At 74.4% G+C, this 26,333-nt stretch carries 25 protein-coding genes; 14 read left to right on the forward strand and 11 right to left on the reverse strand.

From position 1 onward, the window contains the following. The first annotated feature begins 108 nt into the window (after positions 1 to 108). From ABT014_RS10810 to ABT014_RS10820, 3 genes are all read left to right on the forward strand, one after another. Positions 109 to 855 carry an ABC transporter ATP-binding protein gene (locus ABT014_RS10810; protein ID WP_350638337.1) on the forward strand — a complete coding sequence of 249 codons (747 nt, stop codon included), beginning with the start codon at positions 109 to 111 and terminating at the stop codon, positions 853 to 855. Beyond that, positions 852 to 1,589, forward strand: coding sequence for an ABC transporter permease (locus tag ABT014_RS10815; protein ID WP_350638338.1), 738 nt, complete (start codon positions 852 to 854; stop codon positions 1,587 to 1,589). Before ABT014_RS10810 ends, ABT014_RS10815 begins: the two co-directional genes overlap by 4 nt. Before the next feature lie 153 nt (positions 1,590 to 1,742). Continuing rightward, positions 1,743 to 2,444, forward strand: a complete 702-nt coding sequence (locus ABT014_RS10820) for a PH domain-containing protein (RefSeq protein ID WP_350638339.1) — start codon at positions 1,743 to 1,745, stop codon at positions 2,442 to 2,444. A gap of 108 nt (positions 2,445 to 2,552) precedes the next feature. Here ABT014_RS10820 and ABT014_RS10825 read toward each other — a convergent pair whose 3' ends face one another. The 4 genes from ABT014_RS10825 to ABT014_RS10840 all read right to left on the reverse strand — a co-directional run bounded on the left by ABT014_RS10825 (position 2,553) and on the right by ABT014_RS10840 (position 8,154). Then, positions 2,553 to 4,406, reverse strand: coding sequence for a DUF5107 domain-containing protein (locus ABT014_RS10825; RefSeq protein WP_350638340.1), 1,854 nt, complete (start codon positions 4,404 to 4,406; stop codon positions 2,553 to 2,555). Between the two features lie 407 nt (positions 4,407 to 4,813). After that, complete coding sequence (locus ABT014_RS10830; RefSeq protein WP_350638341.1) at positions 4,814 to 6,508, reverse strand: phospho-sugar mutase; 1,695 nt, start codon at positions 6,506 to 6,508, stop codon at positions 4,814 to 4,816. Between the two features lie 130 nt (positions 6,509 to 6,638). Continuing rightward, positions 6,639 to 7,496, reverse strand: a complete 858-nt coding sequence (locus ABT014_RS10835) for a purine-nucleoside phosphorylase (protein ID WP_350638342.1) — start codon at positions 7,494 to 7,496, stop codon at positions 6,639 to 6,641. Positions 7,497 to 7,716: 220 nt separating this feature from the next. Continuing rightward, positions 7,717 to 8,154 carry a gamma-glutamylcyclotransferase family protein gene (locus tag ABT014_RS10840; protein ID WP_350638343.1) on the reverse strand — a complete coding sequence of 146 codons (438 nt, stop codon included), beginning with the start codon at positions 8,152 to 8,154 and terminating at the stop codon, positions 7,717 to 7,719. Positions 8,155 to 8,274: 120 nt separating this feature from the next. Here ABT014_RS10840 and ABT014_RS10845 point away from each other — a divergent pair, with 120 nt between their 5' ends. Together ABT014_RS10845 and ABT014_RS10850 are read left to right on the forward strand one after the other, a co-directional pair. Beyond that, positions 8,275 to 9,804 carry an NAD(P)H-quinone dehydrogenase gene (locus ABT014_RS10845; RefSeq protein ID WP_350638344.1) on the forward strand — a complete coding sequence of 510 codons (1,530 nt, stop codon included), beginning with the start codon at positions 8,275 to 8,277 and terminating at the stop codon, positions 9,802 to 9,804. A 234-nt stretch (positions 9,805 to 10,038) separates the two neighbouring features. Further along, the gene (locus tag ABT014_RS10850; protein WP_502894940.1) at positions 10,039 to 10,983 is read left to right on the forward strand and encodes a DeoR/GlpR family DNA-binding transcription regulator; all 945 of its coding nucleotides are present in this window, start codon (positions 10,039 to 10,041) and stop codon (positions 10,981 to 10,983) included. 41 nt (positions 10,984 to 11,024) lie between these two features. Here the strand turns inward: ABT014_RS10850 and ABT014_RS10855 are convergent, their stop codons facing one another. From ABT014_RS10855 to ABT014_RS10865, 3 genes are all read right to left on the reverse strand, one after another. Further along, on the reverse strand, positions 11,025 to 12,464 hold the full coding sequence (locus ABT014_RS10855) for an amino acid permease (RefSeq protein ID WP_350638346.1): 1,440 nt from the start codon (positions 12,462 to 12,464) through the stop codon (positions 11,025 to 11,027). 273 nt (positions 12,465 to 12,737) lie between these two features. Next, a complete protein-coding gene (locus ABT014_RS10860; protein ID WP_350638347.1) occupies positions 12,738 to 14,510 on the reverse strand; it encodes an acetyl/propionyl/methylcrotonyl-CoA carboxylase subunit alpha in 1,773 nt (590 codons plus the stop codon). Between the two features lie 227 nt (positions 14,511 to 14,737). Continuing rightward, positions 14,738 to 15,490, reverse strand: a complete 753-nt coding sequence (locus tag ABT014_RS10865) for a hypothetical protein (protein WP_350638348.1) — start codon at positions 15,488 to 15,490, stop codon at positions 14,738 to 14,740. A 249-nt stretch (positions 15,491 to 15,739) separates the two neighbouring features. Here ABT014_RS10865 and ABT014_RS10870 point away from each other — a divergent pair, with 249 nt between their 5' ends. After that, positions 15,740 to 16,513: an alpha/beta hydrolase family protein gene (locus ABT014_RS10870; RefSeq protein WP_350638349.1), complete on the forward strand. Its 774-nt coding sequence runs from the start codon at positions 15,740 to 15,742 to the stop codon at positions 16,511 to 16,513. 30 nt (positions 16,514 to 16,543) lie between these two features. Here ABT014_RS10870 and ABT014_RS10875 read toward each other — a convergent pair whose 3' ends face one another. Together ABT014_RS10875 and mmpB are read right to left on the reverse strand one after the other, a co-directional pair. Continuing rightward, positions 16,544 to 17,143: a nucleoside triphosphate pyrophosphatase gene (locus tag ABT014_RS10875; protein WP_350638350.1), complete on the reverse strand. Its 600-nt coding sequence runs from the start codon at positions 17,141 to 17,143 to the stop codon at positions 16,544 to 16,546. 54 nt (positions 17,144 to 17,197) lie between these two features. Continuing rightward, positions 17,198 to 17,335: a morphogenic membrane protein MmpB gene (gene mmpB / locus ABT014_RS10880; RefSeq protein ID WP_350638351.1), complete on the reverse strand. Its 138-nt coding sequence runs from the start codon at positions 17,333 to 17,335 to the stop codon at positions 17,198 to 17,200. Between the two features lie 280 nt (positions 17,336 to 17,615). Here mmpB and ABT014_RS10885 point away from each other — a divergent pair, with 280 nt between their 5' ends. Next, positions 17,616 to 18,080, forward strand: coding sequence for a DoxX family protein (locus tag ABT014_RS10885; protein ID WP_350638352.1), 465 nt, complete (start codon positions 17,616 to 17,618; stop codon positions 18,078 to 18,080). A gap of 48 nt (positions 18,081 to 18,128) precedes the next feature. On the opposite strand, the gene ABT014_RS10890 is transcribed toward ABT014_RS10885, so the two are convergent. Beyond that, positions 18,129 to 18,347 (reverse strand): acyl-CoA carboxylase subunit epsilon, encoded by a 219-nt coding sequence (locus ABT014_RS10890; protein ID WP_350638353.1) that lies wholly within the window; start codon positions 18,345 to 18,347, stop codon positions 18,129 to 18,131. A 24-nt stretch (positions 18,348 to 18,371) separates the two neighbouring features. Further along, on the reverse strand, positions 18,372 to 19,952 hold the full coding sequence (locus ABT014_RS10895; RefSeq protein ID WP_350638354.1) for an acyl-CoA carboxylase subunit beta: 1,581 nt from the start codon (positions 19,950 to 19,952) through the stop codon (positions 18,372 to 18,374). Between the two features lie 298 nt (positions 19,953 to 20,250). Between ABT014_RS10895 and ABT014_RS10900 the strand changes: the two genes are divergently transcribed. From ABT014_RS10900 to ABT014_RS10930, 7 genes are all read left to right on the forward strand, one after another. Beyond that, positions 20,251 to 21,114, forward strand: a complete 864-nt coding sequence (locus ABT014_RS10900) for a biotin--[acetyl-CoA-carboxylase] ligase (RefSeq protein ID WP_350638395.1) — start codon at positions 20,251 to 20,253, stop codon at positions 21,112 to 21,114. 151 nt (positions 21,115 to 21,265) lie between these two features. Then, positions 21,266 to 22,387, forward strand: a complete 1,122-nt coding sequence (locus ABT014_RS10905) for an adenylate/guanylate cyclase domain-containing protein (RefSeq protein ID WP_502894931.1) — start codon at positions 21,266 to 21,268, stop codon at positions 22,385 to 22,387. A gap of 129 nt (positions 22,388 to 22,516) precedes the next feature. Beyond that, positions 22,517 to 24,340 (forward strand): GGDEF domain-containing protein, encoded by a 1,824-nt coding sequence (locus tag ABT014_RS10910; protein WP_350638356.1) that lies wholly within the window; start codon positions 22,517 to 22,519, stop codon positions 24,338 to 24,340. An 83-nt stretch (positions 24,341 to 24,423) separates the two neighbouring features. Next, positions 24,424 to 24,909, forward strand: a complete 486-nt coding sequence (locus ABT014_RS10915; RefSeq protein WP_350638357.1) for a MarR family winged helix-turn-helix transcriptional regulator — start codon at positions 24,424 to 24,426, stop codon at positions 24,907 to 24,909. Between the two features lie 3 nt (positions 24,910 to 24,912). Further along, positions 24,913 to 25,401 (forward strand): winged helix DNA-binding protein, encoded by a 489-nt coding sequence (locus ABT014_RS10920; protein WP_350638358.1) that lies wholly within the window; start codon positions 24,913 to 24,915, stop codon positions 25,399 to 25,401. Between the two features lie 127 nt (positions 25,402 to 25,528). Continuing rightward, positions 25,529 to 25,858 carry a hypothetical protein gene (locus ABT014_RS10925; protein WP_350638359.1) on the forward strand — a complete coding sequence of 110 codons (330 nt, stop codon included), beginning with the start codon at positions 25,529 to 25,531 and terminating at the stop codon, positions 25,856 to 25,858. A 99-nt stretch (positions 25,859 to 25,957) separates the two neighbouring features. Next, complete coding sequence (locus ABT014_RS10930) at positions 25,958 to 26,317, forward strand: hypothetical protein (protein ID WP_350638360.1); 360 nt, start codon at positions 25,958 to 25,960, stop codon at positions 26,315 to 26,317. Positions 26,318 to 26,333 lie beyond the last annotated feature (16 nt).

Below are 26,333 nucleotides of genomic sequence, written 5' to 3' on the forward strand. Positions count from 1 at the left end.
GCTCGGCGCGGCCGGCGGCCGCACGGTAGCCGCTCGACGGGGTGCGGGGGACAGCCGATTTCGGCGCCGTCCCTTGACGGCCCGTCGCCGGCAGGCAAAACTCATCACATGATGAATTCCTTGGCGGCCGAAGGCCCGGCGATCCGGGTCGACGGCCTCACCGTCCGCCGCGGCGGGCACACCGTGCTGCACGGGCTCGACCTCGACGTCCCGCGCGGGTCGATCACCGGACTGCTCGGGCCGAGCGGCTGCGGCAAGACCACCCTGCTGCGCTCGGTGGTCGGGGTGCAGCGGATCAGCGGCGGGGTGGTCGAGGTGCTCGGCCTCCCCGCCGGCAGCGCCGGGCTGCGCGACCGGGTCGGCTACGTGACCCAGGCGCCGTCCGTCTACAGCGACCTCACCGTGGCCGAGAACCTCCGGTACTTCGCCGCCGTGCTCGGCGCGCCCGCCGGCGACCCGGACCGGGTGATCGCCCAGGTCGGCCTGGACGGGCACCGGGACGACCGCGCCGACCGGCTCTCCGGCGGCCAGCGGGCCCGGGTCTCGCTCGCCGCCGCCCTGCTCGGCGCCCCCGAGCTGCTGATCCTCGACGAGCCCACGGTCGGCCTCGACCCGGTGCTGCGGCAGGACCTCTGGCGGCTCTTCCGCGACCTCGCCGACCAAGGCGCCACCCTGCTGGTGTCCAGCCACGTGATGGACGAGGCCACCCGCTGCGACCGCCTGCTGCTGATGCGCGAGGGCCGGCTGCTCGCCCACGACACCCCCGCCGAACTGCTCCGGGCCACCGGGGCGACCGACATCGACGCCGCCTTCCTCAGCCTGGTCCGGGCGGCACCCGTGGAGACCGTCCGATGAACCTCCGGCGCACCCTCGCCACCGCCCGCCGGGTCCTCACCCAGCTGCGCCACGACCCCCGCACCATCGCCATGCTGCTGGTGGTGCCGTGCGTGCTGCTCACCCTCCTGAAGTACATGTTCGACGGGCAGCCGGGCGCCTTCGACCGGATCGGCCCGGCCCTGCTCGGCATCTTCCCGCTGCTGGTGATGTTCCTGGTCACCTCGGTCGCGATGCTCCGCGAGCGCACCACCGGCACCCTGGAACGCCTGCTCACCATGCCGCTCGGCCGGCTCGACCTGCTGCTCGGGTACGGCCTGGCGTTCGGCGCCGTCGCCCTCGTCCAGGCCGTGCTGGCCTCGGCGCTCGCCCTCGGCCCGCTCGGGGTCCGGGTCGCCGGGCCGACCTGGCTGCTCTTCGCGGTCGCGGTCGGCGACGGGCTGCTCGGCATGGCGCTGGGCCTGCTGGTCTCGGCCTTCGCCGCCACCGAGTTCCAGGCGGTGCAGTTCCTGCCCGCCGTCCTGCTGCCGCAGCTGCTGCTGTGCGGACTGTTCGCGCCCCGCGACTCGATGGCCACCGGGCTGCGCTGGGCCTCCGACGTGCTGCCGCTCTCCTACGCGGTGGACGCGATGACCCGGCTCACCGCAACGGCCGGGGTCGGCTCCGCCGTCCTGGTGGACCTGGCCGTCATCGCCGGGGCCACCCTGCTCGCCCTCGGCCTCGGCGCGGCCACGCTGCGCCGCCGTACCGCCTGACGGTCCGCGGCACCGCCCGAGTCCGCGGCACCGCCCGAGTCCGCCGCGCCCGGCGGCCACCCGGGCCGGCGGCTCCGGGCCCGCCGCGAACCCGCAGATCCGGGCCGCTGCGACCCTAGGGATCCGTGGCACCCATGGTGCAGAATCGTCCCCATGACCGAATCCGCCGGCCAGCCCGACCAGGGCTCCGCCGCCCCCGAGCCGCAGTACGCCGACCGGGCCTACCGATCCGTCCCCGGCATCATCTCCGGCGTCATGCTGCTCGCCGTGGCCGCCTGGCTGATCATCGACGCGGTGGTCTCCGGCACCGGCAGGACCCCGTGGATCGCGCTCGCCGCGGCCCCGGTCTTCGTCTTCCCGGTGATCGCCTACACGCTGCGGCCGGTGGTCTACGCGAACGAGCGCCGGCTGCTGGTCCGCAACCCGCTGCGCACCGTCGAAGCCCCCTGGGCGACGGTCGAGGGCCTGCGCGCCGGGTACTCGGTCGAGCTGTTCGCGAGCGGCAACAAGTACCAGGTGTGGGCCGTCCCGGTCTCGCTGCGCCAGCGCAAGCGGGCCAACCGGCAGGCCGCCCGGGCCGCGGCGGCCGGCGATCCGGTGATCTCCGGGGGCCACCCGCGCTCCACCGGCGGCCGCACCGCCAACCCGCTGGCCGCCCGGGCCGCCCGCGCGGGTGACCCGGACCCGACCCGCGCCTGGTCCGACCAGGTGGTCGACTCGCTCCAGGAGCTGGCCGAGCGCAACGCGGGCCGCCCCGACGCCGCCGGCGAGGTCGCCGTCCGCTGGTGCTGGTGGATCATCGCCCCGACCCTGGCCGGTCTGATCGCGCTGGTGGCGCTGATCGTCGCGGGCTGAGCCCGGCGAACCGGGGCCGTAGCCCTGGCGGGTACCCGCCGTATCTCCTGGTGGGCCCCCTCGACCGCTCCGGCCGAGGGGGCCCACCGCCGTTCGCGGCCGGGCGGCTCAGCCGTGCATCCGGAAGTCGTAGCGGCGCGGCAGCGGGAAGCGCTCGCGGGCCTGCGCCCGCACCTGGTCGGTGACCGCGCCGCCCGCCGCCAGCACGGCCTCGTGCACGTCGAACCAGAGCACGTCCAGCGCGTCCTCGCCCTCCCGCAGGTCGGCCGGCTCGATGCCCTCGTCCACCAGCTGCCGGGCACGGTCGACCTCGCCGGCGGCCAGCGCCGCCCGGGCCGCCAGCAGGCGCACCCGGCCGAGTCCGCGCTGCTCCGCCGGCAGGCCGTCCGCCAGGGCCGAGGCCGTCGCGGGCCGGCCGGCGTCGAGCAGGGCGCCGAGCGCCTCGACCGTGAGCTCGACCAGGTCGGGGAGCAACCGGTGGGCCTCGGTGAGGAGTTCGGCGGCCTGCTCGGGCCGTCCGGCGAGCCGGGCGAGTTCGCCGAGGTGCCGCAGCGCCCAGGGGGTCCGGACGGCGTCGAGCGAGCGCCGCCAGGCCTGCTCGGCCGCCTCCGGCCGGCCGGCGGCCAGCTCCAGCAGGCCGAGGTGGAGCAGCCCGTGCCAGTCCTCGGCGCCGGCCAGCCGCAGTTGCCAGTGCCCGCCGAGCACGGGCGGCGCGGGCGGGTCGCAGGCCGGGAGCGTGCCGCTCGCCAGCAACCGTTCCCAGGGCCGCTGTTCGTCACCGGGAGCCGGGAAGGGCAGGCCGGGGAGGTCGGGCAGCGCACCCGCCAGCTGTTCCAGCCCGCCCCAGCCGGAGCCGTGGGCCAGCAGCTCGACGGGGGCGCCGGCCGGGGTCGCGGCGGTGTCCAGTGCCAGTGCGGCCACCCGGTCGCCGACCGCGCGGACGGCGTCGGCCCAGTCGCCCCGGACGGTGGCGGCCCAGCCGTCCTGCCGGGCGTCGGCCCGGTCACCCCTGATCGCGTCGCCGTTGGCGGGGGCCGGATCGGCGGTCAGCAGCCCGTAGCCCTCGGTCCAGCTCCAGGCGGTGCCGCCCGGCAGCGGCAGGTGTTCCAGCTGGGTGGTGGCCAGGCCCGCCTGGATCTCCAGGTAGCGGGCGCCGGGGCCGCCGAGCCACTCCTGCCAGCGCCGCCCGCCCGGACCGTTGCCCCAGCGGAACAGCTTGCGGCCGCGCAGCCGGCCGGTGGACAGCTGGACCAGCCCGCTGCCGTCCGGGCCGAGCGCGGCGATCCACGGCCGGTCGAGGGAGTCCGGCAGCTCGAAGAAGTGGTCGGCCGCGTGGGGAAGTTCGGCCGGCCGGCTGGGGTCGGGGCGCTGCTCGCCCGGGAACGGGACCCGTCGCAGCCGGCCGGTGCGGTCGAGGTGGTACGCGGCCTCGGCCGGGGCCAGCACCCGGCCGCCGTCCTGCTCGGGGACGGCGGCGTTGGACCACCAGTACACCGGCACCGGCTCCGGGCCCGGGTTGTGCACGGTGACCTGGACGTGCAGCAGCGGCGATCCGGCGGGCAGCCAGGCGTCCAGTTGCAGCACCAGGCGGCGCATCCGCTCGAACTCGTACATCCGCAGCACCGGCGTGCCGTCGGCGCGCTCGGTGCGGACGGCGTGCAGGGGTTCGCAGGTGAGCGGGTGGTGGCCGGTGGCGCCCAGGTTCCACTCCACCCCGCCGGCGAACCAGGCACCCCGCAGCGCCAGGTCGGCCGGCTGCAACGCCGGGTTGCGGTGCAGCAGTTCGCGCCCCGACGGCCGGTGCCGCAGCGACCACAGCCGGCCGCCCAGGCCCGGCAGGAAGACGGCGGTGAGCTCCTCGTTCTCCAGCTCCACGGCGGGCAGGTCGCGCGGGCCGCGGCTGCGGTCGTAGCGGCCCTGGCCGGTGTACGGGAGCAGGGTGGCCGGTCGGCCGTACGCCATCCGCGCGGCCGTCGCCGGGTCGGCGTCCGGCGCCTCGACGGCGGCCCCGAGGCCGTGCAGGGAGCGGGAGCGGGCCGGCGGTGGGCGGGGCGGCGGCGTCCGGGAGGTGCAGGGTCCGCGTGCGCAGGGTGCTGGTCATCCGGCCTCTTCCGTCCGTCCGCCTGTGGGTCCGCCCGTCCGTCGCCGCGCCGGCTCGCCGGTGGGTCGGGTGGCAGGTTAGGCGCGGCGGCGGTGGCGGGTGAAGGGACTTCCCGGACCCGGTCCTTGGACCCTCGCGCGTGCGGGCCAGGGCGGTCCCGCTGCGGCAGCGGCAGGTACGGCGGAGGGCGTCCGCCCGGCGGCAGGTGCCGGGTGGACGCCCTCGGGGCGCGGGGGAGCGGGCGTGGCCGTCCCCGTGGTCGGGCCGGTCAGATGCCCGCGGCGGCGGCCAGGTCGCGCTTGACGGAGTCGAGCAGCGCGGCGGCGGCGCGGCGGGTGTCGGCCAGCTCGGCGGCGGAGGCCACCGGGAGCACGACCTCCAGGTAGCACTTGAGCTTGGGCTCGGTGCCGGAGGGCCGGACCACGATCCGGGCGGAGCGGACGGCGTCGCCGGCCAGGTAGTAGCGCAGGCCGTCGGTGGGCGGCAGCTCGGCGGAGCCGGCGCTGAGGTCGTCGGCGCGGGTGACCTGGAGGCCGGCCAGGACGGTCGGCGGCTGCTCGCGCAGGCGCTGCATCGCGTCGCTGATCACCGAGAGGTCGTCGACCCGGACGGAGAGCTGGTCGGTGGCGTGCAGGCCGTGCTCCAGCGCCAGGTCGTCCAGCAGGTCCGTGACCGTGCGGCCGCTGCGCTTGAGGGTGGCGGCCAGCTCGGCGACCAGCAGGGCGGCGGTGATGCCGTCCTTGTCGCGGACCCCGTTCGGGTCCACGCAGTAGCCGAGCGCCTCCTCGTAGCCGTACCGCAGGCCCTCGGCGCGGGCGATCCACTTGAAGCCGGTCAGCGTCTCCGCGTAGCCGAGGCCGGCGGCCTCGGCGATCCGGCCCAGCAGGGTGGAGGAGACGATCGTGGTGGCGAACGTGCCGGTGGCCCGCTTGGCGACCAGGGCCGAGCCGAGCAGTGCGCCCACGTCGTCGCCGTGCAGCATCCGCCAGCCGCCGTTGCCCCGCTCGGGCACGGCGACGGCGCAGCGGTCGGCGTCGGGGTCGTTGGCGATCACGATGTCGGGGCGGGCCTCGGCGGCGGTGCGGAACGCGAGGTCCATCGCGCCCGGCTCCTCCGGGTTGGGGAAGGCCACGGTGGGGAAGTCCGGGTCCGGGTCGCCCTGCTCGGCGACCACGGTCGGGGTCGGGAAGCCGGCCCGCTCGAAGGCTGCCACCAGGACGTCCCGGCCGACGCCGTGCATCGGGGTGTAGACCACGTCGAGCGCGCGCGGGCTGCTCGGGTCCAGGATCGAGACGGCGCGGGCGAGGTAGGCGTCGATGACGTCCTCGCCGAGCACGTCCCAGCCGGACTCGGCGCGCGGGACGTCGGCGAGCGAGTCGATGGCGTCGATCTCGGCGGCGATGTCGATGTCGGCAGGCGGCACGATCTGCGAGCCGTCGCCCAGGTAGACCTTGTAGCCGTTGTCCTGCGGCGGGTTGTGGCTGGCGGTGACGGTGACACCGGCGGCGGCGCCGAGGTGGCGGATGGCGAAGGCCAGCACGGGTGTGGGCAGCGCGCGGGGCAGCAGGGCGGCGCGCAGGCCGGCGCCCACCACCACGGCAGCGGTGTCGACGGCGAAGTCGTACGACTTGTGGCGCGCGTCGTAGCCGATCACCACCAGGTCGCCGAGCTTCTCCTTGCGGACGTAGGCGGCCAGGCCTGCGGCGGCCCGGATCACCACGGCGCGGTTCATCCGCATCGGGCCGGCCCCGAGCTCGCCGCGCAGGCCGGCGGTGCCGAACTGGAGGCGGTCGGCGAACCGCTCGCTCAGCCGGGACCAGGCGATGCGCTCGCCCGACTCGGCGGCGGGACCCTCGGCGGCGGCCAGCAGCGCGGCGAGCTCCTCGCGGGTCTGCGGGTCGGGGTCCTCGGCGAGCCAGGTCCGGGCTCGGGCGAGGAGATCGGTGGTGGGGGCCTGAGGCATGGCTTGCCAGCTCCTCTGGGGTTGATGTGAAGGGGGGGCCGTCGGACCGATGTCGGATGACAGATAGTGAAATCTGTCATCCGACATCGGTCCGACGGCCCCTGCCTACTGATTCTGCGTCAGCGGACGATCAGATCCGCTCAAGGACCTTCCCCAGCAGCGCGCCCATCCGCTCGGCCGAGGCCTTGCCGGCCTCGAGCACCTCGGCGTGGTTCAGCGGCTCGCCGGTCATGCCCGCGGCCAGGTTGGTGACCAGCGAGATGCCGAGCACCTCGGCGCCCGCCTCGCGGGCCGCGATGGCCTCCAGCGTGGTCGACATGCCGACCAGCTCGCCACCGATCACCCGGGCCATGTTGACCTCGGCCGGGGTCTCGTAGTGCGGGCCGCGGAACTGCACGTAGACGGCCTCGTCCAGGCTCGGGTCCACCTCGCGGCAGAGCTCGCGCAGCCGCTTGGAGTAGAGGTCCGTGAGGTCGACGAAGTTGGCGCCCACGATCGGCGAGTCCGCCGTCAGGTTGATGTGGTCGCTGATCAGCACCGGCTGGCCGGGCACCCAGCCCTGGCGCAGGCCGCCGCAGCCGTTGGTGAGCACGATGGTCTCGCAGCCGGCGGCGGCGGCGGTGCGCACACCGTGGACCACGGTGGCCACGCCGTGGCCCTCGTAGTAGTGGTTGCGGCCGAGGAAGACCAGCGCGCGCTTCTCGCCGCCGTCGGCGCCCGGGACGCGGACCGAGCGGATCTTGCCGGCGTGGCCGGCCACCGAGGGGGCGGGGAAGCCGGGGAGGTCGGTGACCGGGAACTCGGCCACGGTCTCACCCAGCGCGTCGGCGGCCGGCACCCAGCCGGAGCCCATCACCAGGGCGACGTCGTGGCGCTCGGCACCGGTCAGCTCGCGCAGGCGCTCGGCGGCGTCCTGGGCGGCGGCGTAGGGGTCGGCGGAGACGACCGACTGAGGAGATTCGTTCACGGAGGCGAGAATAGTCGCCATTCGCCTACGCGCGTAGACCAACGCGCCAAGGCTTGCCGGATTGTTACCCGGTTGACCCGAAACAACAGGTCGGGGCCGGAATGCGCCGCTCGTGCCTGGAGCAATCTCCGACGCCCGGTGGCCTCCCGTGACCGCCCGGTCGCGGACCGGTCCCGGCAGGAGCTCCCGGCGGCCGTCGGCCGGGAACCCGACCCACCGCGGGCAGCGCGCCCGGCCCGCCTCAGCAGGGGCGGCGCCGCAGGTCCGACACGTAGTCGTCCGGCGCCCCGGCGCTCTCGGCGGCGTCCGCCACCAGCCCGAGGTAGCGCGCCGCGGGCAGCCCGCCCTCGTAGTCGTTGAGCACGTACGTCCAGACCGGCACCTCGCCGTCCAGGGTCTGCGCGCGCAGCCGGATCTTGCGGTAGATGCCGAGCTGGACGCCCTCCCAGCGGTCGAGGCCCTCCTCGTCCATCGGCGCCACGTCGTAGAGCGAGACGAAGACCTGGTCCTTCTCGTCCTCCACCACGGTGGCCAGCGAACCCTCCCAGCCGAGGTGCTCGCCGCCGAAGGTGAGCCGCCAGCCGGTCAGCCAGCCGGTGCCGCGCAGCGGGGAGTGCGGGGCGCGCCGGCTCATCTGCCGGGCATCGAGATTCGTGGCGTACGCGGCGTAGAGCGACATGGCGTCAGCCTACGGGAGATCGACCCGGCCTCCGGGCCGGGGAGTGTTCACCATCACATCCGCCGCGGGCCGGGCAGAATCAACGCCCCCGGCGTGGCGCAGGTTCCGGCATGAAGGACAATGGAGCACGTGACTCGGATCGTGATCATCGGTGGCGGACCCGGCGGATACGAGGCGGCCCTGGTGGCCGCCCAGCTCGGCGCGGAGGTGACCGTCGTCGACCGCGACGGCCTGGGCGGATCGGCGGTGCTCACGGACTGCGTCCCGTCCAAGACGCTGATCGCCACCGCCGAGGTGATGACCACCTTCGACAGCTCCTACGAGGAGCTCGGCATCATCGTCGCCGACGACACCCCGCCGCTGGAGCGCGCGGCCCGGGTGGTCGGCGTCGACCTCGGCAAGGTCAACCGACGGGTGAAGCGGCTGGCGATCGCGCAGTCCCACGACATCACCCAGGCGGTCACCCGGGCCGGGGTCACCGTGCTGCGCGGCAAGGGCCGGCTCGGCGCCGACGGCCAGGGCGTGGACGGCTCCCGCGAGGTGCTGGTCGACCGCGAGGACGGCAGCACCGAGACGCTGCGCGCCGACGCCGTGCTGATCGCCACCGGCGTGCGGCCGCGCGAGCTGCCGGACGCGCTGCCGGACGGCGAGCGGATCCTCACCTGGACCCAGGTGTACGACCTGGAGGAGCTGCCCCGGGAGCTGGTCGTGGTCGGCTCCGGCGTCACCGGCGCCGAGTTCGCCGGCGCGTACCAGGCGCTCGGCTCGAAGGTCACCCTGGTCTCCTCGCGCGACCGGGTGCTGCCCGGCGAGGACCCGGACGCCGCCGAGGTGCTGGAGGAGGTCTTCCGCCGCCGCGGCATGAACGTGATGAGCCGCTCCCGCGCGGAGACGGTCAAGCGGGTCTCCACGCGCACCGGCGCGACGGCCGGCGCGACGGCCGGTTCCCCGGCCGGGGGCGGCGCGGGCGAGGAGGGCGGCGACGACCACGTCGAGGTGACCCTCGCCGACGGCCGGGTGATCACCGGCACGCACTGCCTGATGGCGGTCGGCTCGATCCCCAACACCGCGGACATGGGCCTGGAGCAGGCCGGCGTCACGCTCAACGACTGGGGCCAGATCAAGGTCGACCGGGTCTCCCGGACCACCGCCCCGGGCGTGTACGCGGCGGGCGACTGCACCGGCGTCTTCATGCTCGCCTCGGTCGCCGCCATGCAGGGCCGGATCGCGATGTACCACGCGCTCGGCGACGCGGTGCAGCCGCTCAACCTGAAGACCGTGGCCTCCAACGTCTTCACCGACCCGGAGATCGCCACCGTCGGCTACACCGCGGCCGACGTGGCCTGCGGCAAGATGGACGCGGTCGAGATCAAGCTGCCGCTGCGGGGCAACCCGCGGGCCAAGATGCAGGGCATCCGGGACGGCTTCGTGAAGCTGTTCTGCCGCCCGGGCACCGGCATCGTGGTCGGCGGCGTGGTGGTCTCCCCGCGCGCCAGCGAGCTGATCCACTCGATCTCGCTCGCGGTGGACAACAACTTGACGGTCGAACAGGTGGCCAGCGCGTTCACGGTCTACCCGTCGCTGTCCGGCTCCACCGCCGAGGCCGCCCGCCAGCTGCACATCCGCAAGCGCGAGGATGCGGACTCCTGACCCTGGCAGTCCAGTTGGGGCGGTCGCCGGTGGCGGCCGCCTCTGCCGTTCCCGGGCCGCCCCACCCGCGCGGTGGAGCGCGTGCACCGGCGGACAGCGGCGCGCATTGTACGGTCGCGCGCTGGGCCGAGGTGAGCATTTCCCGCTACCAGCTGCAAACGCCTGAAAGCAGACGGTCATTCAGTTACCGTCGGTTCTGTGTTTGCAGCAGAACGTCGCCAGTTGATCCTTGAGATGGTGCGCGCCAACGGAGCGGTCTCGCTCCGGGAGTTGGCCCGCGTCGTCCAGACCTCCGAAGTCACCGTCCGCAGGGACGTCCGGGCGCTGGAGGCCGAAGGGCTGCTCGACCGCCGGCACGGCGGCGCGGTGCTCCCCGGCGGCTTCAGCCGGGAGCCCGGCTATCCCCAGAAGACCCACCTCGCCGCCGCCGAGAAGAGCGCCATCGCCGACCTGGCCGCCGGCCTGGTCGAGGAGGGCGACGCCGTGGTGGTCGGCGCCGGCACCACCACGCAGGAGCTGGCCCGCCGGCTGGCCCGGGTGCCGGGCCTGACGGTGGTCACCAACTCCCTGCTGGTCGCCCAGGCGCTCGCGCACGCCAACCGGGTGGAGGTGGTGATGACCGGTGGCACCCTGCGGGGCTCCAACTACGCCCTGGTGGGCAGTGGGGCCGAGCAGTCCCTGCACGGGCTGCGGGTCTCCAAGGCCTTCATCTCCGGCAGCGGGCTCACCGCCGAGCGCGGCCTGTCCACCACCAACATGCTCTCCGCCAGCGTGGACCGCGCCCTGGTCCAGGCCGCCGCCGAGGTGATCGTGCTCGCCGACCACACCAAGCTCGGGGCCGACACCATGTTCCAGACGGTGCCGACCGAGGCGATCACCCACCTGGTCACCGACGAGCAGTCCGCCGCCGAGGACGCCACCGCCTGCGAGTTGGGCGCGCTGGCCGACTGCGGGGTGCGGATCTCGGTGGCGCCGCTGGGCCTGCCGGCCGAGCCGGCGGCGCACGGCGGGCCGGAGCGGCACCAGCCACCGGTCGGCGGCCCGGGTGTCCCGCGCCGGGTCGCCCCGCCACCGGGCGGCGCCCCGCTGCCCGGTCAGCGCCGCCCGGGCGCGCACAGCGGCCCGCCGGGCCAGCTGCCCACCCGCCTCGCCGAACTGGGCGGGCCCCGGGTCCGCTGACGATCGCCGCGGCCCGGGGCCCGTCGGGGGCCACCCGGTGGTCAGGAGGTCCGGGCCGCCTCCGCGGCCAGGGCCCGGCCGGCCCGGCGCCGCTGCACGATCGGCGCCGCGGCCAGCACCACGGCCGCGGCCGCCAGGGACAGGTACATCTGCACCCGGCCGTCCGGGTCGGTGAACATGTAGACCACCACGAAGCCGATCAGGCCGATGGTGGCCCAGGTCAGGTACGGGAACAGCCACATCCGCACGGTCAGCCGCTCGGGCGACTCACGCTCGATGATCTTGCGCATCCGCAGCTGGGAGAAGCAGATCACCAGCCAGACGAAGAGCGCCACCGCGCCCGAGGAGTTCAGCAGGAACTGGAACACGGTGTTCGGCGAGGTGTAGTTGAAGAACACCGCGACGAAGCCGAAGACCACCGAGGACAGGATCGCCACGGTGGGCACGCCCCGGCTGCTCACCTTGGCGAAGGCGGCCGGCGCATCGCCCCGGCGGCCGAGCGAGAAGGCCATCCGGGAGGCCGTGTACAGGCCCGAGTTGAGGCAGGACAGCACGGCCGTCAGCACGATGACGTCCATCACCCGGCCCGCGCCGGGGATGCCCACGTGCTCCAGCACGGCCACGTACGGGCTGCCCTTGACGGCGGCCGAGTCCCACGGGAGCAGGGTGACCACGATCGCGATCGAGCCCAGGTAGAAGATCCCGATCCGCCAGATCACGCTGTTGGTGGCCTTGCTGACGGCACGCTCCGGGTCGGCCGACTCGCCGGCGGCCAGGGTGACGATCTCGCTGCCCATGAAGGCGAAGACCACCGTCAGCATGCCGGTGAAGACCGCGCCCACCCCGTGCGGCAGGAAGCCGCCGTGGCCGGTCAGGTTGGCGGTGCCGACCGCGTCGGTGCCGGGCAGCAGGCCGAACACGGCCAGCACGCCGATCACGATGAACGCGGCGATCGCCACCACCTTGATGCCGGCGAACCAGAACTCGAACTCGCCGTAGGAGGCGACCGAGAACAGGTTGGTGGCGGTCAGCACCGCCATCACCAGCAGGGCGAAGGCCCACTGCGGGACCCCGGGCACCCAGCTGTTGAGGATCTTCGCGCCGGCGGTGGCCTCCACGGCCAGCACCACCACCCAGAAGAACCAGTAGAGCCACCCGATCGAGAAGCCGGCCCAGCGGCCCAGCGCCCGGTCCGCGTACGCGGAGAACGAACCGCTCTGCGGGTCGGCCGCGGCCATCTCGCCGAGCATCCGCATGACCATCACGACCAGCACCCCGGCCAGGGCGTACGAGAGCAGGATGCCGGGGCCGGTGGCGGCGATGCCCGCGCCGGAGCCCACGAAGAGGCCGGCGCCGATCACGCCGCCGATGGCGATCATCGACAGGTGGCGGTTCTTGAGCCCGGCCTGCAGGTTGCCGTCGGGGTTGCCGTCGGCGGCCTCGGGGCCGGTCCTGGTGCGCTGGGTGGTGTCCGCGCTCATGAGGAGGTACTGCCTTTCCCGCGCGAACCCGGACCCTCGGCCACTGCTGCCGGAGGGATGTGGGGACGGAATCACGCGATTCGGGCAAACTAGCGGCTACGTCCGGGTATCGGAATCCCCATCACCGAATACCGACGAGTACCACGCACTCGTCACACCGCTGAGTCTCTGTCGTGACCTCGTCAGTCACTGACGCGAAACCGGCACAAAAGGAAGAACCGGTCCGCGCACCCCCCGAGGGCGCACGGACCGGTTCCCGGACCGGATCCGGTGTCAGTCCTTGATCTCGCAGAGCGCGGCGCCGCTGCTGACGCTCGCGCCGACCTCGGCCTTCAGGCCGACGATGGTGCCGGCCTTGTGCGCGTTGAGCGGCTGCTCCATCTTCATCGCCTCCAGGACGACGATCAGCTCGCCCTCGGCGACCGTCTGGCCCTCCGTCACGGCGACCTTGACGATGGTGCCCTGCATCGGCGAGGCCAGCGTGTCACCGCTGACCGCGGAGCCCGCCTTCTTGGCGCCCGCACGGCGCTTGGTCTTGGTCGCGGCGCCGCCCGCGGCCGGGACGGTGGAGACGCCCAGCGAGGAGGGCAGCGAGACCTCGATCCGCTTGCCGCCGACCTCGACCACCACGGTCTCCCGCTGGTCCGCCTCGTCGGCGTCCGCGCCCGCACCGGTGAAGGCCGGGATGGTGTTGTCGAACTCGGTCTCGATCCAGCGGGTGAAGACCGTGAACGGCTCGTCGCTGCCGTGCACCTCGGGCGCGAACGCCGGGTCGGTGACGACCACCTGGTGGAACGGGATGGCCGTGGCCATGCCCTCCACCTTGAACTCCGACAGCGCGCGGGCGGCGCGCTGCAGCGCCTGCTTGCGGGTGGCGCCGGTGATGATCAGCTTGGCCAGCAGCGAGTCCCAGGCGGGGCCGATGACCGAGCCGGTCTCCACGCCCGCGTCCAGCCGCACGCCCGGGCCGGACGGCGGGGCGAACAGCGTGACGCTGCCCGGGGCCGGCAGGAAGCCCCGGCCCGGGTCCTCGCCGTTGATCCGGAACTCGATCGAGTGACCGCGGACCTCCGGGTCGTCGTAGCCGAGCTCCTCGCCGTCCGCGATCCGGAACATCTCGCGGACCAGGTCGAGGCCGGTGACCTCCTCGGAGACCGGGTGCTCGACCTGCAGGCGGGTGTTGACCTCCAGGAAGGAGATCAGCCCGTCCTGGGAGACCAGGAACTCGCAGGTGCCGGCGCCGACGTAGCCGGCCTCGCGCAGGATCGCCTTGGACGCCCGGTACAGCTCGGCGTTCTGCTCGGCGGTCAGGAACGGCGCGGGGGCCTCCTCGACCAGCTTCTGGTGGCGGCGCTGCAGCGAGCAGTCACGGGTGGAGACGACCACCACGTTGCCGTGGCTGTCGGCCAGGCACTGGGTCTCGACGTGCCGCGGGTTGTCCAGGTACTGCTCGACGAAGCACTCGCCGCGCCCGAAGGCGGCGACCGCCTCGCGGACCGCGGAGTCGAACAGCTCCGGGATCTCCTCCAGCGTGCGGGCGACCTTGAGGCCGCGGCCGCCACCGCCGAAGGCCGCCTTGATGGCGACCGGCAGGCCGTGCTCCCGGGCGAACGCGACGACCTCGTCGGCGCCGTCGACCGGGTCCGCGGTGCCGGCGACCAGCGGCGCGCCGGCGCGCTGGGCGACGTGCCGGGCGGTGACCTTGTCACCGAGGTCGCGGATGGCCTGCGGGGGCGGGCCGATCCAGGTCAGCCCGGCGTCCAGCACGGCCTGGGCGAACTCGGCGTTCTCCGACAGGAAGCCGTAGCCGGGGTGGACGGCGTCCGCACCCGAGTCCGCGGCGGCCTTGAGCACCTTGGCGATGTCCAGGTAGCTGGTGGCCGGGGTGTCGCCGCCGAGCGCGTAGGCCTCGTCGGCCGCGCGGACGTGCAGCGCGTCCCGGTCCGGCTCGGCGTACACGGCGACGCTGGCGATACCGGAGTCCCGGCAGGCCCGGGCGACCCGGACGGCGATTTCTCCGCGGTTGGCGATGAGCACCTTGCGCACTGTGGCTCCCTTCTTGAACCTCGTTGAGTCTAGGGATTGCAGGGTCGTACCGGCGAGTAGCCCCAGGTGGTGAGCTAGCCCACGCGGAGCGTGACGCACCCTCGTGATCATCCGGTCACGGAGCGGGACACCTCGCTGGTGGCGACGTTACGCGCGCCCGTCGAGCCGGGCCCGCGGGCGGCTCGAGCCGCGCGGTGGAGGGTGTGGTCTTGGCCACATGAGGGCGGTCAGGCGGCCACCGGGGACGTCCTGGCGGTGGCCGCGGCGGTCACGTCGGCGGCGAGCTCGACCACGTCGGGCCCGTAGGCCCGGGCGTTGACCACCTTCAGGACGAGCGCGAAGGTGCCGTCGACCCCGTGCCGGCGGGCCAGCGCGCGGTGGTTGGCCACCAGGTGGCGCACCGCCGCGTGGTTCGAGGTGGCGGTCTGGCCGGCGATCAGGAACACCGGGCGGCTGCCCGGGCGCGGGTGCAGCCGGGCGAGCAGCACGTACGTCTGCCCCTCGGGCGCGGCGTCCGGGTGCACGTACGCGAACTCCTGGCCGCCCACCGTGATGGTGGTGTCGCCGTACGGCCCGTCCGGGTTCTGTATCGCGAACTCGAGGCCCGGCAGCCAGGAGGCCAGGTGGGCCGAGGTGCGGGCGTTGCTGGCCGGGCCGCCGAGGCAGAACTCCGCCTTGTTGCCGAGCCCCTGTCGGACCTGGTCGTGCACCACGATCTCGGCCTGCGCGCCGCACTCCTTGACCAGCGCGGACAGCTCCATCAGCGCGTACACGTCGTGCCGCGACACGCTCTTGGAACTCTCCGAACCGGCATGGTGGTTCACCACCAGCAGGCACTCGGTGCCGGCGGGCATCCCGAAGAACGCCCGGATCCGGCCGAGCCGGCGCCGGCGCCGCAGGGACTGCGCGAGCCAGCCGAGACCTGCGCTGATGGCCGTGGCCACCAGGCCGAGCACCACGTTCAGCACGCTGTCGGTCATCCCCGGGCCTCCTTTCCGGTCGGACGGCTGCGCCAGCCTAGCGGCGCGGGCGGCCCGGGGGCGGTGGGTCACTGCGACAGATGTGCGCGGCCGGTTCTGTCCGGATCCGCAACGGCGAATCGGAGCGCGGCACTCCGGATCGGTCGTGCCTCAACCGTAATGGTCCAGACCATTGACGGTCCCCGGCCCGGTCCCTAGCGTGCGGCGCACGGCCCGCAGGTGGCCGAACGGCACGTCCACGGGGGAGAGATGAAGCGGATCGGCTGGTTCATGCCGGTGTCGGCGGCGCTCGCGCTGCTGCTGGTCGGGTGCGGCCCGGACGGCGGCGCCGGCGGCGGTACGGGCGGCGCGGCGGGCGAGGCCGCCCCGGTGCCGAGCGCCTCGGTGGTCACCTACGGCTGCCTGACCGCGGAGCAGGGCGCCAAGGGCGCGATCACCGTACCGAGTGACATCAGCAGCGTCGACGGGTACTACCGGGACTCCGACGCGGGCGGCGCCGGGGTCGCGATCGTGTTCTCGCACCAGAACGGCGGCAGCCTCTGCGACTGGGTGCCCTACCTGGACGGCTTCACCCGGGCCGGCTACGCGGTGCTGCCCTTCACCGCCAACGGGGACGTCGCCACCGGGATCGAGTCGGTGGCCGGGTACCTGAAGACCAAGGGCGTGAACCGGCTGGTGCTGATCGGCGCCTCCAAGGGCGGCACCGGCTCGCTGGTGGCCGGCGCGCTGCCCGGACTGGCGGTGCCGGTGGTCGCCGTGGTCTCGCTGAGCGGCCCGGAGTCGTTCGGCGGGGACAACGCGGCCATCGCGGTCAAGCGGCTCGCCACGCCGGTGTTCTTCGCCGCCGAGGAGCACGACGGCACCTTCCCGGCGGATGCGCGGAGCCTGCACGCGGCGGCGGTCTCGGCCGACAAGCAGCTCAAGATCTACCCGGGCGCCAACCACGGCGCGGCGCTGCTGGCCGACGGTGCGCTGCCGGACGTGCAGGCCTTCCTCGCCCGGTACGCGCCGCCGACCGGCTGATCCCGCGGCCGGATCCCCGAGGGCAGGGGGTCAGACCCAGAGGTCGGTGATCCGCACGTCGAGCTCGGCGAGCAGCGTGCGCAGCAGCGGCAGCGACAGACCGATCACGTTGCCCGGGTCGCCGTCGATGCCCTCGACGAACGGCGCCGAGCGGCCGTCCAGGGTGAACGCGCCCGCCACGTGCAGGGGTTCGCCGCTGGCGATGTAGGCGGCGACCTCGGCGTCGTCCGGGGTGCCGAACCGCACCGTGGTCGAGGCGGTGGCGGACGCCCGCCGGCCGTTCGCGGTGTCGATCACGCAGTGGCCGGTCTGCAGCACGCCGGCCCGCCCGCGCATCGACTGCCAGCGCAGGAGCGCCTCGGCGGCGTCGGCGGGCTTGCCGAGCGCCAGGCCGTCCAGCTCCAGCACCGAGTCGCAGCCGATCACCAGCTCGCCCCCGGTCAGGGTGGCGGCGACCGCGGTGGCCTTGGCCTCGGCCAGCACCAGGGCGAGTTCGGCGGGGGTGGGGGCGCTGAGCGCGTCCTCGTCGACCCCGCTCACCTGGACCCGCGGGTCGAGACCCGCCTGGCGCAGGAGCCCGAGCCGGGCGGGGGAGGCGGAGGCGAGTACCAGGGTGCGGCGGTCGGTCATGGGGGTCAGCCTAGGGCCTGGCGGGCGGTGACCGGGCAGTGGTCGGGAGGACGGTCAGGGGACCCGTTGCCACATCAGCAGCAGCGCGGCCAGCACGGTGATGGCGCCCAGCAGCAGTCCGGCCCGGCGCAGCATGCGCTGCACCTGGCGGGCTTCGGGCGAGGGCTCGTCGCGAGGGTCTGACCAGAGCACATCACCAGCTTGCGCCGCGGCGCGGGGCGGACGCCTGAGTACGGGTACTCAGGTCCGGCGCTGCGGTGGACTCCCGGTCGGGGCGCGTCACTTGATGTGTCGGCGGTGTGACGGTTTGTCACGCACGGGTGAATTCCGCGCGGGCGGGATTGCGGCGCCAGGTTAGCTTAGGCAAACCTAAGTGGACCCCTGGTGCATCCCCGTCAGGTCCCCCCGTCACGTCCCTGTCACGTCCCCGTCGAGTTCCCCGGCTCATCCCCCCAGAACGAGGAGTCGTCCCATGCCGTTCGTCCCGCGCGAGACCGTCGACGCCGTCCGACCGCACGTGCTCGGCGTGTTCAGGATCGTGGTCGCCCTGCTGTTCGTCTGCCACGGCGCCGCCAAGCTGTTCGGCGTGCTCGGCGGGGTCGGCGACGGCGGCACCGTGGACACCTGGGCCTGGCCCGGGTTCTACGCCGGGCTGATCGAGCTGGTCGCGGGCAGCCTGGTGCTGGTCGGCCTCGGCTCACGGGTGGCCGCGCTGCTCTGCTCCGGCTCGATGGCCTTCGCGTACTTCGACGTCCACCAGGAGCAGGCGCTCTTCCCGATCCAGAACGGCGGCGAGAGCGCCGCGCTGTACTGCTGGATCTTCCTGCTGCTCGCCTTCGCCGGTCCTGGCAGCTTCGCGCTCGGCACCGTGCTGGGCCGGCGGTCGGCCGCCGCCACCCCCGCCCCGGCCGAGGAGCTGGTCCCCGCCGAGGCCTGAGCCCGGAACGGCCGAAGGCCCCCTCGCGGGGGCCTTCGGTTCATTCGGTCAGCGCGCCCAGCCGGAGGTGCGCCAGGCGTGCGCGCCGGGGCGCAGCACCGGGCGGACCCGGCGGGCGTGGTCCTGCCACGGGGAGGCCGGGCCGTCCGTCCGGCGGGCCGCCTCTGCGGCGGCCTGCGCGGCGGCGGCCCGGGCTGAGACCACCGCCAGGACGGTGGCCAGCTCCTCGGGGGTCGGCTGCCCGTGCAGCACATGGATCGGGGCCATGGGTCCATCCTCTCCCGTCGGGGCCTACAGCGGAATGTTGCCGTGCTTCTTGGGCGGCAGGGTCTCGCGCTTGCCGCGCAGGGCCCGCAGCCCGCGCACGATGTGCCGGCGGGTCTCGCTCGGCGCGATCACCGCGTCCACGTAGCCGCGCTCGGCGGCCAGGTACGGGTTGAGCAGGGTGTCCTCGTACGAGGCCAGCAGCTCGGCCCGCTTGGCCTCGACGTCCTCGGCCGCCGCGATCTCGCGCCGGTGCAGGATGTTGACGGCGCCCTGGGCGCCCATCACGGCGATCTGCGCGGTCGGCCAGGCCAGGTTGAGGTCGGCGCCCAGGTGCTTGGAGCCCATCACGTCGTACGCCCCGCCGAAGGCCTTGCGGGTGATCACGGTGATCAGCGGCACGGTGGCCTCGGCGTAGGCGTAGATCAGCTTGGCGCCGCGGCGGATGATGCCGTCCCACTCCTGGCCGGTGCCGGGCAGGAAGCCGGGCACGTCGACGAAGGTCAGCACCGGGATGTTGAAGGCGTCGCAGGTGCGCACGAACCGGGCCGCCTTCTCGCTGGCGGCGATGTCCAGGCAGCCGGCGAGGTTCATCGGCTGGTTGCCGACGATGCCCACCGGGTGGCCCTCGACCCGGCCGAAGCCGGTCAGGATGTTGCCCGCGTACAGCCCCTGGACCTCCAGGAACTCGCCGTCGTCCAGCACGTGCTCGATCACGGTGTGCATGTCGTACGGCTGGTTCGCCGAGTCGGGCACCAGGGTGTCGAGCTCCAGGTCCTCGTCCGAGACGGCCAGGTCGGCCTGCTCGGGGACCACCGGCGGGTCCGAGAGGTTGTTGGAGGGCAGGTACGACAGCAGGTTCTTGACGTACTCGATCGCCTCCTTCTCGTCGGCGGCCAGGTAGTGCGCGTTGCCGGACTTGGTGTTGTGGGTCCGGGCGCCGCCCAGCTCCTCCATGCCGACGTCCTCGCCGGTGACGGTCTTGATCACGTCCGGCCCGGTGATGAACATGTGCGAGGTCTGGTCGGCCATCACCACGAAGTCGGTGACGGCGGGGGAGTAGACCGCGCCGCCCGCGCAGGGGCCCATGATCAGCGAGATCTGCGGGATCACGCCCGAGGCGTGCACGTTGCGGCGGAAGATCTCGCCGTACAGGCCGAGCGAGACCACGCCCTCCTGGATCCGCGCGCCGCCGGAGTCGTTGATGCCGATCATCGGGCAGCCGGTCTTCAGCGCGAAGTCCATCACCTTGACGATCTTCTCGCCGAACACCTCGCCCAGCGAACCGCCGAAGACCGTGAAGTCCTGCGCGAAGACCGCGACCTGGCGGCCGTCCACGGTGCCGTAGCCGGTCACCACGCCGTCGCCGTAGGGCCGGTTCTTCTCCTGGCCGAAATTGGTGGAGCGGTGCCGGGCGAACTCGTCGAACTCCACGAAGGAGTCCTCGTCCAGCAGCTCGACGATCCGCTCACGGGCCGTCAGCTTGCCCTTGGCGTGCTGCTTCTCGACGGCGGCGGCGGAGCCGGAGTGCACCGCCTCGTCGAGCCTGCGCCGCAGGTCCGCCAGCTTGCCGGCGGTGGTGTGCGGGTCGTACGGGGCCTCGGTCATCCGGTGGCTCTCCCTGGTCCATGGGCCGCGGCCTGACGCAGGGGTGGACTCCGGGCAGGGCGGCGCTGCGAACTACCGTTGAGTAGCGTAGCCAGCCCCGGGCCGTTCCGGTTATGGCAGGCGACACAGTGTGTCCGGCGGCGTTCTGCGCGATGATGGGGCGGCTTACGGCCGGGTGCCGGCGCCGGGCCCGGCGCGCCCCCGTCACCTCGGCGGGCGGCTGACACCCCGTCGGTACGCTGGCCCGGTGACCGAGCCCAGCGAGCCCACCGGCCCCACCCCTCCCCGCCGCAGCGGACTGCGTGGCTTCGGCCACGCCGGACCCTCCCCGTGGACCGATCTCGACCGCCCGCCGCTGGACGCCGCCGCGCTGCGCCGCGACCTGGTGGTGCCGGGCGGGCTGTGGACCTCCCTGGAGGTGGTGACCGGCACCGGTTCGACCAACAGCGACCTGGCCGCCCGGGCCAAGCAGGGGGACCCGGAGGGCAGCGTGCTGATCGCCGAGGAGCAGAGCGCCGGGCGCGGCCGGCTGGACCGGCAGTGGTCCGCGCCCGCCCGCTCCGGCCTCTTCCTGTCGGTGCTGCTGCGGCCCGCGGGGGTGCCGGTCGAGCGCTACGGCTGGCTGCCGATCCTGACCGGGGTGGCGGCCGCCTCGGTGCTGTCCCGGGTGGCGGAGGTGGCGTCGACCTCCTTGAAGTGGCCCAACGACCTGCTGGTGACCGTGGACGGGGCCGAGCGCAAGGTCGGCGGCATCCTGGCCGAGCTGGCCGACGGCGCGGTGGTGGTCGGTCTCGGGATCAACGTCTCGCTGCGCGAGGCCGAGCTGCCGGTGCCGGCGGCCACCTCGCTGGCGCTGGCCGGGGCCGCCGTCACCGACCGGCAGACCCTGCTGCGGGCGCTGCTGCGCGAGTTCGCCGGGCTGTACCGGGAGTGGACCGCGGCGGCGGGCGACCCGCACGCCAGCGGCCTGCTGCCGGCCTACACCGCGCTGTGCGGCACCCTCGGACGGCAGGTCCTGGTGCAGCTGCCGGGCGAGCGCGAGCTGCGCGGCGAGGCGGTCGCGGTGGACGGTGACGGGCGCCTGGTGGTGCGCACCGCCGACGGCGCCCGGCACCCGGTGGCGGCCGGCGACGTGGTGCACGTGCGTCCCGAGCCGGTCTGACCGGCCGACCACCGGGGACACGCGCGGTGGCCCGGCCGTCGGTACAGCTCAGGAGACATGCCCTGCAATTCCGTGCGACCATTCCACCTGGCAGCGGTGTGAGGCGCGCCACTACCCGAGAGGTGGTCGCGCGCCCCTGGACAGGCAGGACATGAGGCAAGTGCGGCGACCGCACGGGGACGGATCGGTGGCAGACGAGAGCGGCGGCGGTGGCGGGCAGGAGGACGACGACGACCAGACGGTCGCGCTCGACCTGGAGCGGCTGATCCTGGACGCGCCCCGCCGCTACACCCCGTACCAGGCGGCCCGCGCCGCCGACGTGCCGATGGAACTGGCCACCCGCTTCTGGCGGGCGATGGGCTTCCCCGACATCGGCCAGTCCCGGGCCCTGACCGAGAGCGACGTGATCGCCCTGCGCCGGCTGGCCGGTCTGGTGGAGTCCGGCCTGCTCAGCGAGCCGATGGCGATCCAGGTGGCCCGCTCGACCGGCCAGACCACGGCGCGGCTGGCCGGCTGGCAGATGGACACCTTCCTGGAGAACCTCACCCAGGCCGTCGAGCCCGGGATGACCCGGGCGGACGTGGCCTACCCGCTGGTCGAGCTGCTGCTGCCGGAGCTGGAGCAGTTCCTGGTCTACGTGTGGCGCCGGCAGCTGGCCGCCGTCACCGGCCGGGTGGTGCAGGCCGCCGAGGACACCGAGATGACCAGCGGGCGCCTCGCCGTCGGCTTCGCCGACCTGGTGGGCTTCACCCGGCTCTCCCGCCGGCTGGAGGAGGAGGAGCTCGGCGAGCTGGTCGAGACCTTCGAGAACACCTGCTCCGACCTGATCGCCGGCCAGGGCGGCCGGGTGATCAAGACCCTGGGCGACGAGATCCTCTACGTCTCCGAGGACCCGGGCACCGCCGCCGAGATCGCGCTCAGCCTGGTCGAGACGCTGGCCAAGGAGGACACCATGCCCGCGCTGCGGGTCGGGATGGCCTTCGGCACCGTCACCTCCCGGATGGGCGACGTGTTCGGCACCACCGTCAACCTGGCCAGCCGGCTGACCTCGATCGCGCCGCGCGACGCGGTACTGGTCGACGGGGAGATGGCCACCGCGCTGGAGCAGATCGGGGCCGCCCCGCCGGTCACCCGGGAGGACGCCGCGCCGGACGGGCCGGTCCCCGGGCCCGGGGAGCACCGCTTCCACCTGCAGCCGATGTGGCGCCGGCCGGTGCGCGGGCTCGGCCTGGTCGAGCCGTGGATGCTGGCCCGCCCGGGCCGGCTGGGCTGACCGGCTCGCCCGCCCCGGGGGAGCCTCCCCCCGTTCGCGGGGATTGACCTTGACAAATCGGGCATAGCACTCGTGTGCCGCCATAGTCTTGATCCAGGACTGGACCCGCGGCGAGGGACGAGGCGATCCGTGAGTGGCGAGGCGACCATGACCAACGGCTGTTCCCACCCCGAGCCCGCCCCCGACCTGCGGCTCCAGGCGGTGGTCGAACTCGCCCAGGACATGGCCGGGGCGCTCACCCCGCTGGAGGCGGTCCGCGCCGCCGCGGTGCGCGCCACCGGCGCGCTGTCCGCGACCATGGCCGCCGTCTCGGTCTGGGACCGCGAGTCGGGCCGGCTGCGGGTGCTGGTCAACCACGGCGACCTGGCGGCCGGCGAGGAGGAGCTGCCGGAGGACGAGTCGTACCCGGTCGCCGACTTCCCGGAGATCGTCAGCTACCTGGAGGAGCACTGGAGCACCGGCCGGCTGCCCCGCGCCTGGGTGCAGACCGCCGAGGACCACCCGCCGCACACCGCCGACCCGCACCCGGCGGCCGGCGCCTTCGGCCAGCAGCGCAGCGCCGGGCTGCGCCGCCGCGGCCGGGCCTGCTGCCTGGTGGCCCCGATCGCGCTGCACGGCCGGGCCTGGGGGGAGCTCTACCTCGCCCGGGCGGTGGGGCTGCCGGTGTTCGCCGACGCGGACGCCGACTACGCCACCCTGTTGGCCGCGCAGATCTCGGCCGGTCTGGCCCAGACCGAGCGGGTCGCGGACCTGCGCCGGCTGGCCTTCACCGACGGCCTGACGGGCCTGGCCAACCGCCGCGCGGTGGACGCCCGGCTGGAGAGCGCGCTGAAGGCCCACAACCGCGACAACACCGTGGTCAGTCTGGTGGTCTGCGACGTCAACGGACTCAAGCGGGTCAACGACGAGCTCGGGCACGAGATGGGCGACCGGCTGCTGGAACGGTTCGCCCAGCAGCTCTCGCTCTCCGCCGCCCGGCTGCCGGGCAGCCTCGCCGCCCGGCTCGGCGGCGACGAGTTCTGCCTGCTCGCCGAGGGGCAGAAGGCCGACGAGGTGGTCGCGGTCGCCGAGGAGCTGTGCACCAGGGCGCTGGAGCTGACCGAGGGCGAGGGGGTGGCCTGCGGGGTCGCCTCCACCGGCGACTCGATCGGCCCGGTCACCACCCCCGACCGGCTGTTCCGGCTCGCCGACGCCGCGCAGTACCGGGCCAAGGCGGCCCGGGCCGCCCATCCGGTGGTGGCCGGCCGCAGCCACGGGCCGGGGCTCGCCCCCGACCCGACCGTGCTGCTGGCCGACGCCGCCGATCCGCACCACCGCGCGGACGGCCGCAAGCCCGGCCAGAGCGGCGGGCGGCTCGGCAACCACGACCGCCGCCGGTTCCGGGGCGCCGCGCACAGCGCCGACCCGGGCCAGCTGCTCGCCGCCGTGCTCGCCGCCCTCGACCAGGGCAGCGAGCGGCGCAGCAGCCACCCCGCCGACACCCTGGCCCGGCTGGCCACGGTGGCGGAGACCTCGGCCCGGCTGCTGAACGCGGTCGGCTGGTGGATCTCGTACGTGCCGCCGGGCTCCCAGCTGATGCGGACCGCGCAGCACGCCGTGTACCGGATGACCAGCGGGCCGAGCGGCAACAAGGCGCAGACCCAGCGGGCCCAGATCGAGGCCCCGGACGCGGTGTTCGACCTCGGCCACTACCCGACCACGCTGCGGGCGGTGCGCGGCGGCGCGTTCTCGCTGCGCGCCGGGGCGTCCGGGAACGACCCGGCGGAGGAGGCCGTGATGGTGGTCAGCGGCTACCGGGGGATGGTCGCCGCGGGTGGCGCCAACCCGGCCGGCGGCTGGCTGGTGGAGCTGTTCGCGGACGACTCCACCCTCCCGCTCGGGCAGGTCGCCTCCGCCCTGCGCGCGCTGGTCGCGGTCGCCCTCGCGGGGCCCGCCTCGCCGCCCCCCGGCTGACCCGGCCCTGGGCCCTTGGCCTCCGCTGTCGCGGCGGGCGTAGATGCTAGCCATGTACTTAATAGCCATGTACTGTATCTCGTATGAGCGCATCCACCGAGGGCCCGACCCCCGGCTTCCTGGTCTGGCGGCTGTCCACCAAGTGGCGGGTGGCCGTCGACCGGGCCCTCGCCCCGCTGGGGCTGACCCATGCCCAGTACACGCTGCTGGCCTCGCTGCACGGCATGCGCCGGGCCGGCGCCGGGCCGAGTCAGCGCCAACTCGCCGACCACGTCGGCCTGGAGCCGCTGTACGTCTCCAAGCTGGCCCGTGCGCTGGCGGCGGCCGGGCTGGTGGAGCGGGTCGCCGATCCGGCCGACACCCGGGCCGTCCAGCTGTCGCTGACCGCCGAGGGGCGGGAGGTCACCGGCCGGGCGATCACGGTGGTGCGCGAGCTGGTCGACCGGCTGATGGAGCCGCTCGGCGGCCGGTCCGGCGAGCGCGCCGAGGCCTTCGTCGCCGACCTCACGGCCCTGCTGGACGTGCCGCTCGACCTTCCGAGCGGCCCCACCACGACGAACGAGGAGTAGGTCATGACCACCGCACTGCCCACCGCACTGCCCACCGCGCCGCCTGCCGCACCGCAGCTCAACGGCCAGATCATCGGCCGCGCGCACTACGCCACCCGCGTCCTGCTGGAGCGCCGGCTGGCCCGCTCCGGCCTCACCTTCCACCAGTCGCTGGCGCTCAACGCGACGGCGGACCAAGGGGGTTCGGCCACCCGCGAGCACCTGGTCGCCCGGCTGACCGGGGGCCTGAAGGTCGACCCGCCGGTGGTGCTCGCCGCCCTCGCCGGCCTGACCGCCGACGGGCTGCTCGCCGAGCCGCCCGGCGAGCCGGACCGCCTCGCGCTCACCTCTCGCGGCCGGGCACGGCAGGAGGAGATCCGGGCCGAGGTGGCCGGGCTGACCGCGCGGCTGTACGGCGACCTGCCGGCCGAGGACCTGGCCGCGGCCGCCCGGGTGCTGGCCGCCGTCACCGCGCGCGCCGAGGCCGTGGCCGAGGCCGAAGCGGCCGGGTGACGCACTGCCGTTACACCGTCACAGTCTGGGAACGGGCCTCCCCTCCCCCCTGTCGACCGCGGCCGGGGCCTGCCACAGTGAGCCGGTCGCAGGCCATGGGGGCCGGGCGGGGAACGAGGTTGGGCAGATGAGAACACGTCTGGCAGGGGTACTGCTCGCCCTGGCGCTGGCGGGCGGCGGCGCCACGCTGGCCACCGGTACGGCGGCGGCCGCGCCGCGCACCGCCACGGTCGCGGCCGTGCAGCAGGCGCCCGCCGCGGCGCCGGCGGTCGGCGCGCAGGCCCAGGCGCCGACCGGGCAGCGGGCGCAGGCCGCCACCCAGCTGGCCAAGAGCAAGAGCAAGTCGAAGAAGAAGTCCAAGGGCGGCCTGATCGGCTTCCTGGTGGTGGCGATCCTGGTGATCCTGGCGATCGCCCTGGTGGTGTGGCTGATCCGCCGGAGCACCCGGCGTTCCTGAGCCGGCCAGGTTTGCCGCCGGGCCCGGCGAGGAAGCCGAGCGGTCGCAGGCCGAGCCGATCGGCCGCGGCGGATCCCCGCCGGAACCCGGGAGGTTGACGTGACGACGACTCGCTGGGCGAGTGTGGCCCTGTCCGCGGCGCTGGCGTTCGGCGGGCTCTCGGTGGCCGCCGCCCCGGCCGGGGCGGCTCCGACGGTGGTGGCAGCTCCGGCAGCAGCGCGGCAGGCGGCGGTCGGTGCGCCCGCCGCGGCCACCGTGGCCGCCACGGTGGCGGCCGCCCCGCGCGCCGGCACGGCGACCGGGACCGAGCTGGCCAAGAGCAAGCTGAAGAAAAAGAAGAAGGGCGGCTTCTTCGCCGGGATCCTCGGGGTCGTCCTGATCGTGCTGGTGCTGGTGATCGCCGTCCCGCTGCTGGTGCTGGGCCTGTGGCTGCTCCGCCGCTCCCGCCGCCGGGCCTGAGCGCCGTCGGCCCTTG

Origin of the sequence: Kitasatospora sp. NPDC094015 (assembly GCF_040304075.1) — a bacterium.
GTDB lineage: Bacteria > Actinomycetota > Actinomycetes > Streptomycetales > Streptomycetaceae > Kitasatospora.

What these genes read in the sequence shown, in the direction of transcription:
- ABT014_RS10810 (WP_350638337.1), top strand. Translation starts at nt 109, where the DNA reads ATGATGAATTCCTTGGCGGCCGAAGGCCCGGCGATCCGGGTCGACGGC.
- ABT014_RS10815 (WP_350638338.1), top strand. Translation starts at nt 852, where the DNA reads ATGAACCTCCGGCGCACCCTCGCCACCGCCCGCCGGGTCCTCACCCAG.
- ABT014_RS10820 (WP_350638339.1), top strand. Translation starts at nt 1,743, where the DNA reads ATGACCGAATCCGCCGGCCAGCCCGACCAGGGCTCCGCCGCCCCCGAG.
- ABT014_RS10825 (WP_350638340.1), bottom strand. Translation starts at nt 4,406, where the DNA reads ATGGCGTACGGCCGACCGGCCACCCTGCTCCCGTACACCGGCCAGGGC.
- ABT014_RS10830 (WP_350638341.1), bottom strand. Translation starts at nt 6,508, where the DNA reads ATGCCTCAGGCCCCCACCACCGATCTCCTCGCCCGAGCCCGGACCTGG.
- ABT014_RS10835 (WP_350638342.1), bottom strand. Translation starts at nt 7,496, where the DNA reads ATGGCGACTATTCTCGCCTCCGTGAACGAATCTCCTCAGTCGGTCGTC.
- ABT014_RS10840 (WP_350638343.1), bottom strand. Translation starts at nt 8,154, where the DNA reads ATGTCGCTCTACGCCGCGTACGCCACGAATCTCGATGCCCGGCAGATG.
- ABT014_RS10845 (WP_350638344.1), top strand. Translation starts at nt 8,275, where the DNA reads ATGGAGCACGTGACTCGGATCGTGATCATCGGTGGCGGACCCGGCGGA.
- ABT014_RS10850 (WP_502894940.1), top strand. Translation starts at nt 10,039, where the DNA reads ATGGTGCGCGCCAACGGAGCGGTCTCGCTCCGGGAGTTGGCCCGCGTC.
- ABT014_RS10855 (WP_350638346.1), bottom strand. Translation starts at nt 12,464, where the DNA reads ATGAGCGCGGACACCACCCAGCGCACCAGGACCGGCCCCGAGGCCGCC.
- ABT014_RS10865 (WP_350638348.1), bottom strand. Translation starts at nt 15,490, where the DNA reads ATGACCGACAGCGTGCTGAACGTGGTGCTCGGCCTGGTGGCCACGGCC.
- ABT014_RS10870 (WP_350638349.1), top strand. Translation starts at nt 15,740, where the DNA reads ATGAAGCGGATCGGCTGGTTCATGCCGGTGTCGGCGGCGCTCGCGCTG.
- ABT014_RS10875 (WP_350638350.1), bottom strand. Translation starts at nt 17,143, where the DNA reads ATGACCGACCGCCGCACCCTGGTACTCGCCTCCGCCTCCCCCGCCCGG.
- ABT014_RS10885 (WP_350638352.1), top strand. Translation starts at nt 17,616, where the DNA reads ATGCCGTTCGTCCCGCGCGAGACCGTCGACGCCGTCCGACCGCACGTG.
- ABT014_RS10890 (WP_350638353.1), bottom strand. Translation starts at nt 18,347, where the DNA reads ATGGCCCCGATCCATGTGCTGCACGGGCAGCCGACCCCCGAGGAGCTG.
- ABT014_RS10895 (WP_350638354.1), bottom strand. Translation starts at nt 19,952, where the DNA reads ATGACCGAGGCCCCGTACGACCCGCACACCACCGCCGGCAAGCTGGCG.
- ABT014_RS10905 (WP_502894931.1), top strand. Translation starts at nt 21,266, where the DNA reads ATGAGGCAAGTGCGGCGACCGCACGGGGACGGATCGGTGGCAGACGAG.
- ABT014_RS10915 (WP_350638357.1), top strand. Translation starts at nt 24,424, where the DNA reads ATGAGCGCATCCACCGAGGGCCCGACCCCCGGCTTCCTGGTCTGGCGG.
- ABT014_RS10920 (WP_350638358.1), top strand. Translation starts at nt 24,913, where the DNA reads ATGACCACCGCACTGCCCACCGCACTGCCCACCGCGCCGCCTGCCGCA.
- ABT014_RS10925 (WP_350638359.1), top strand. Translation starts at nt 25,529, where the DNA reads ATGAGAACACGTCTGGCAGGGGTACTGCTCGCCCTGGCGCTGGCGGGC.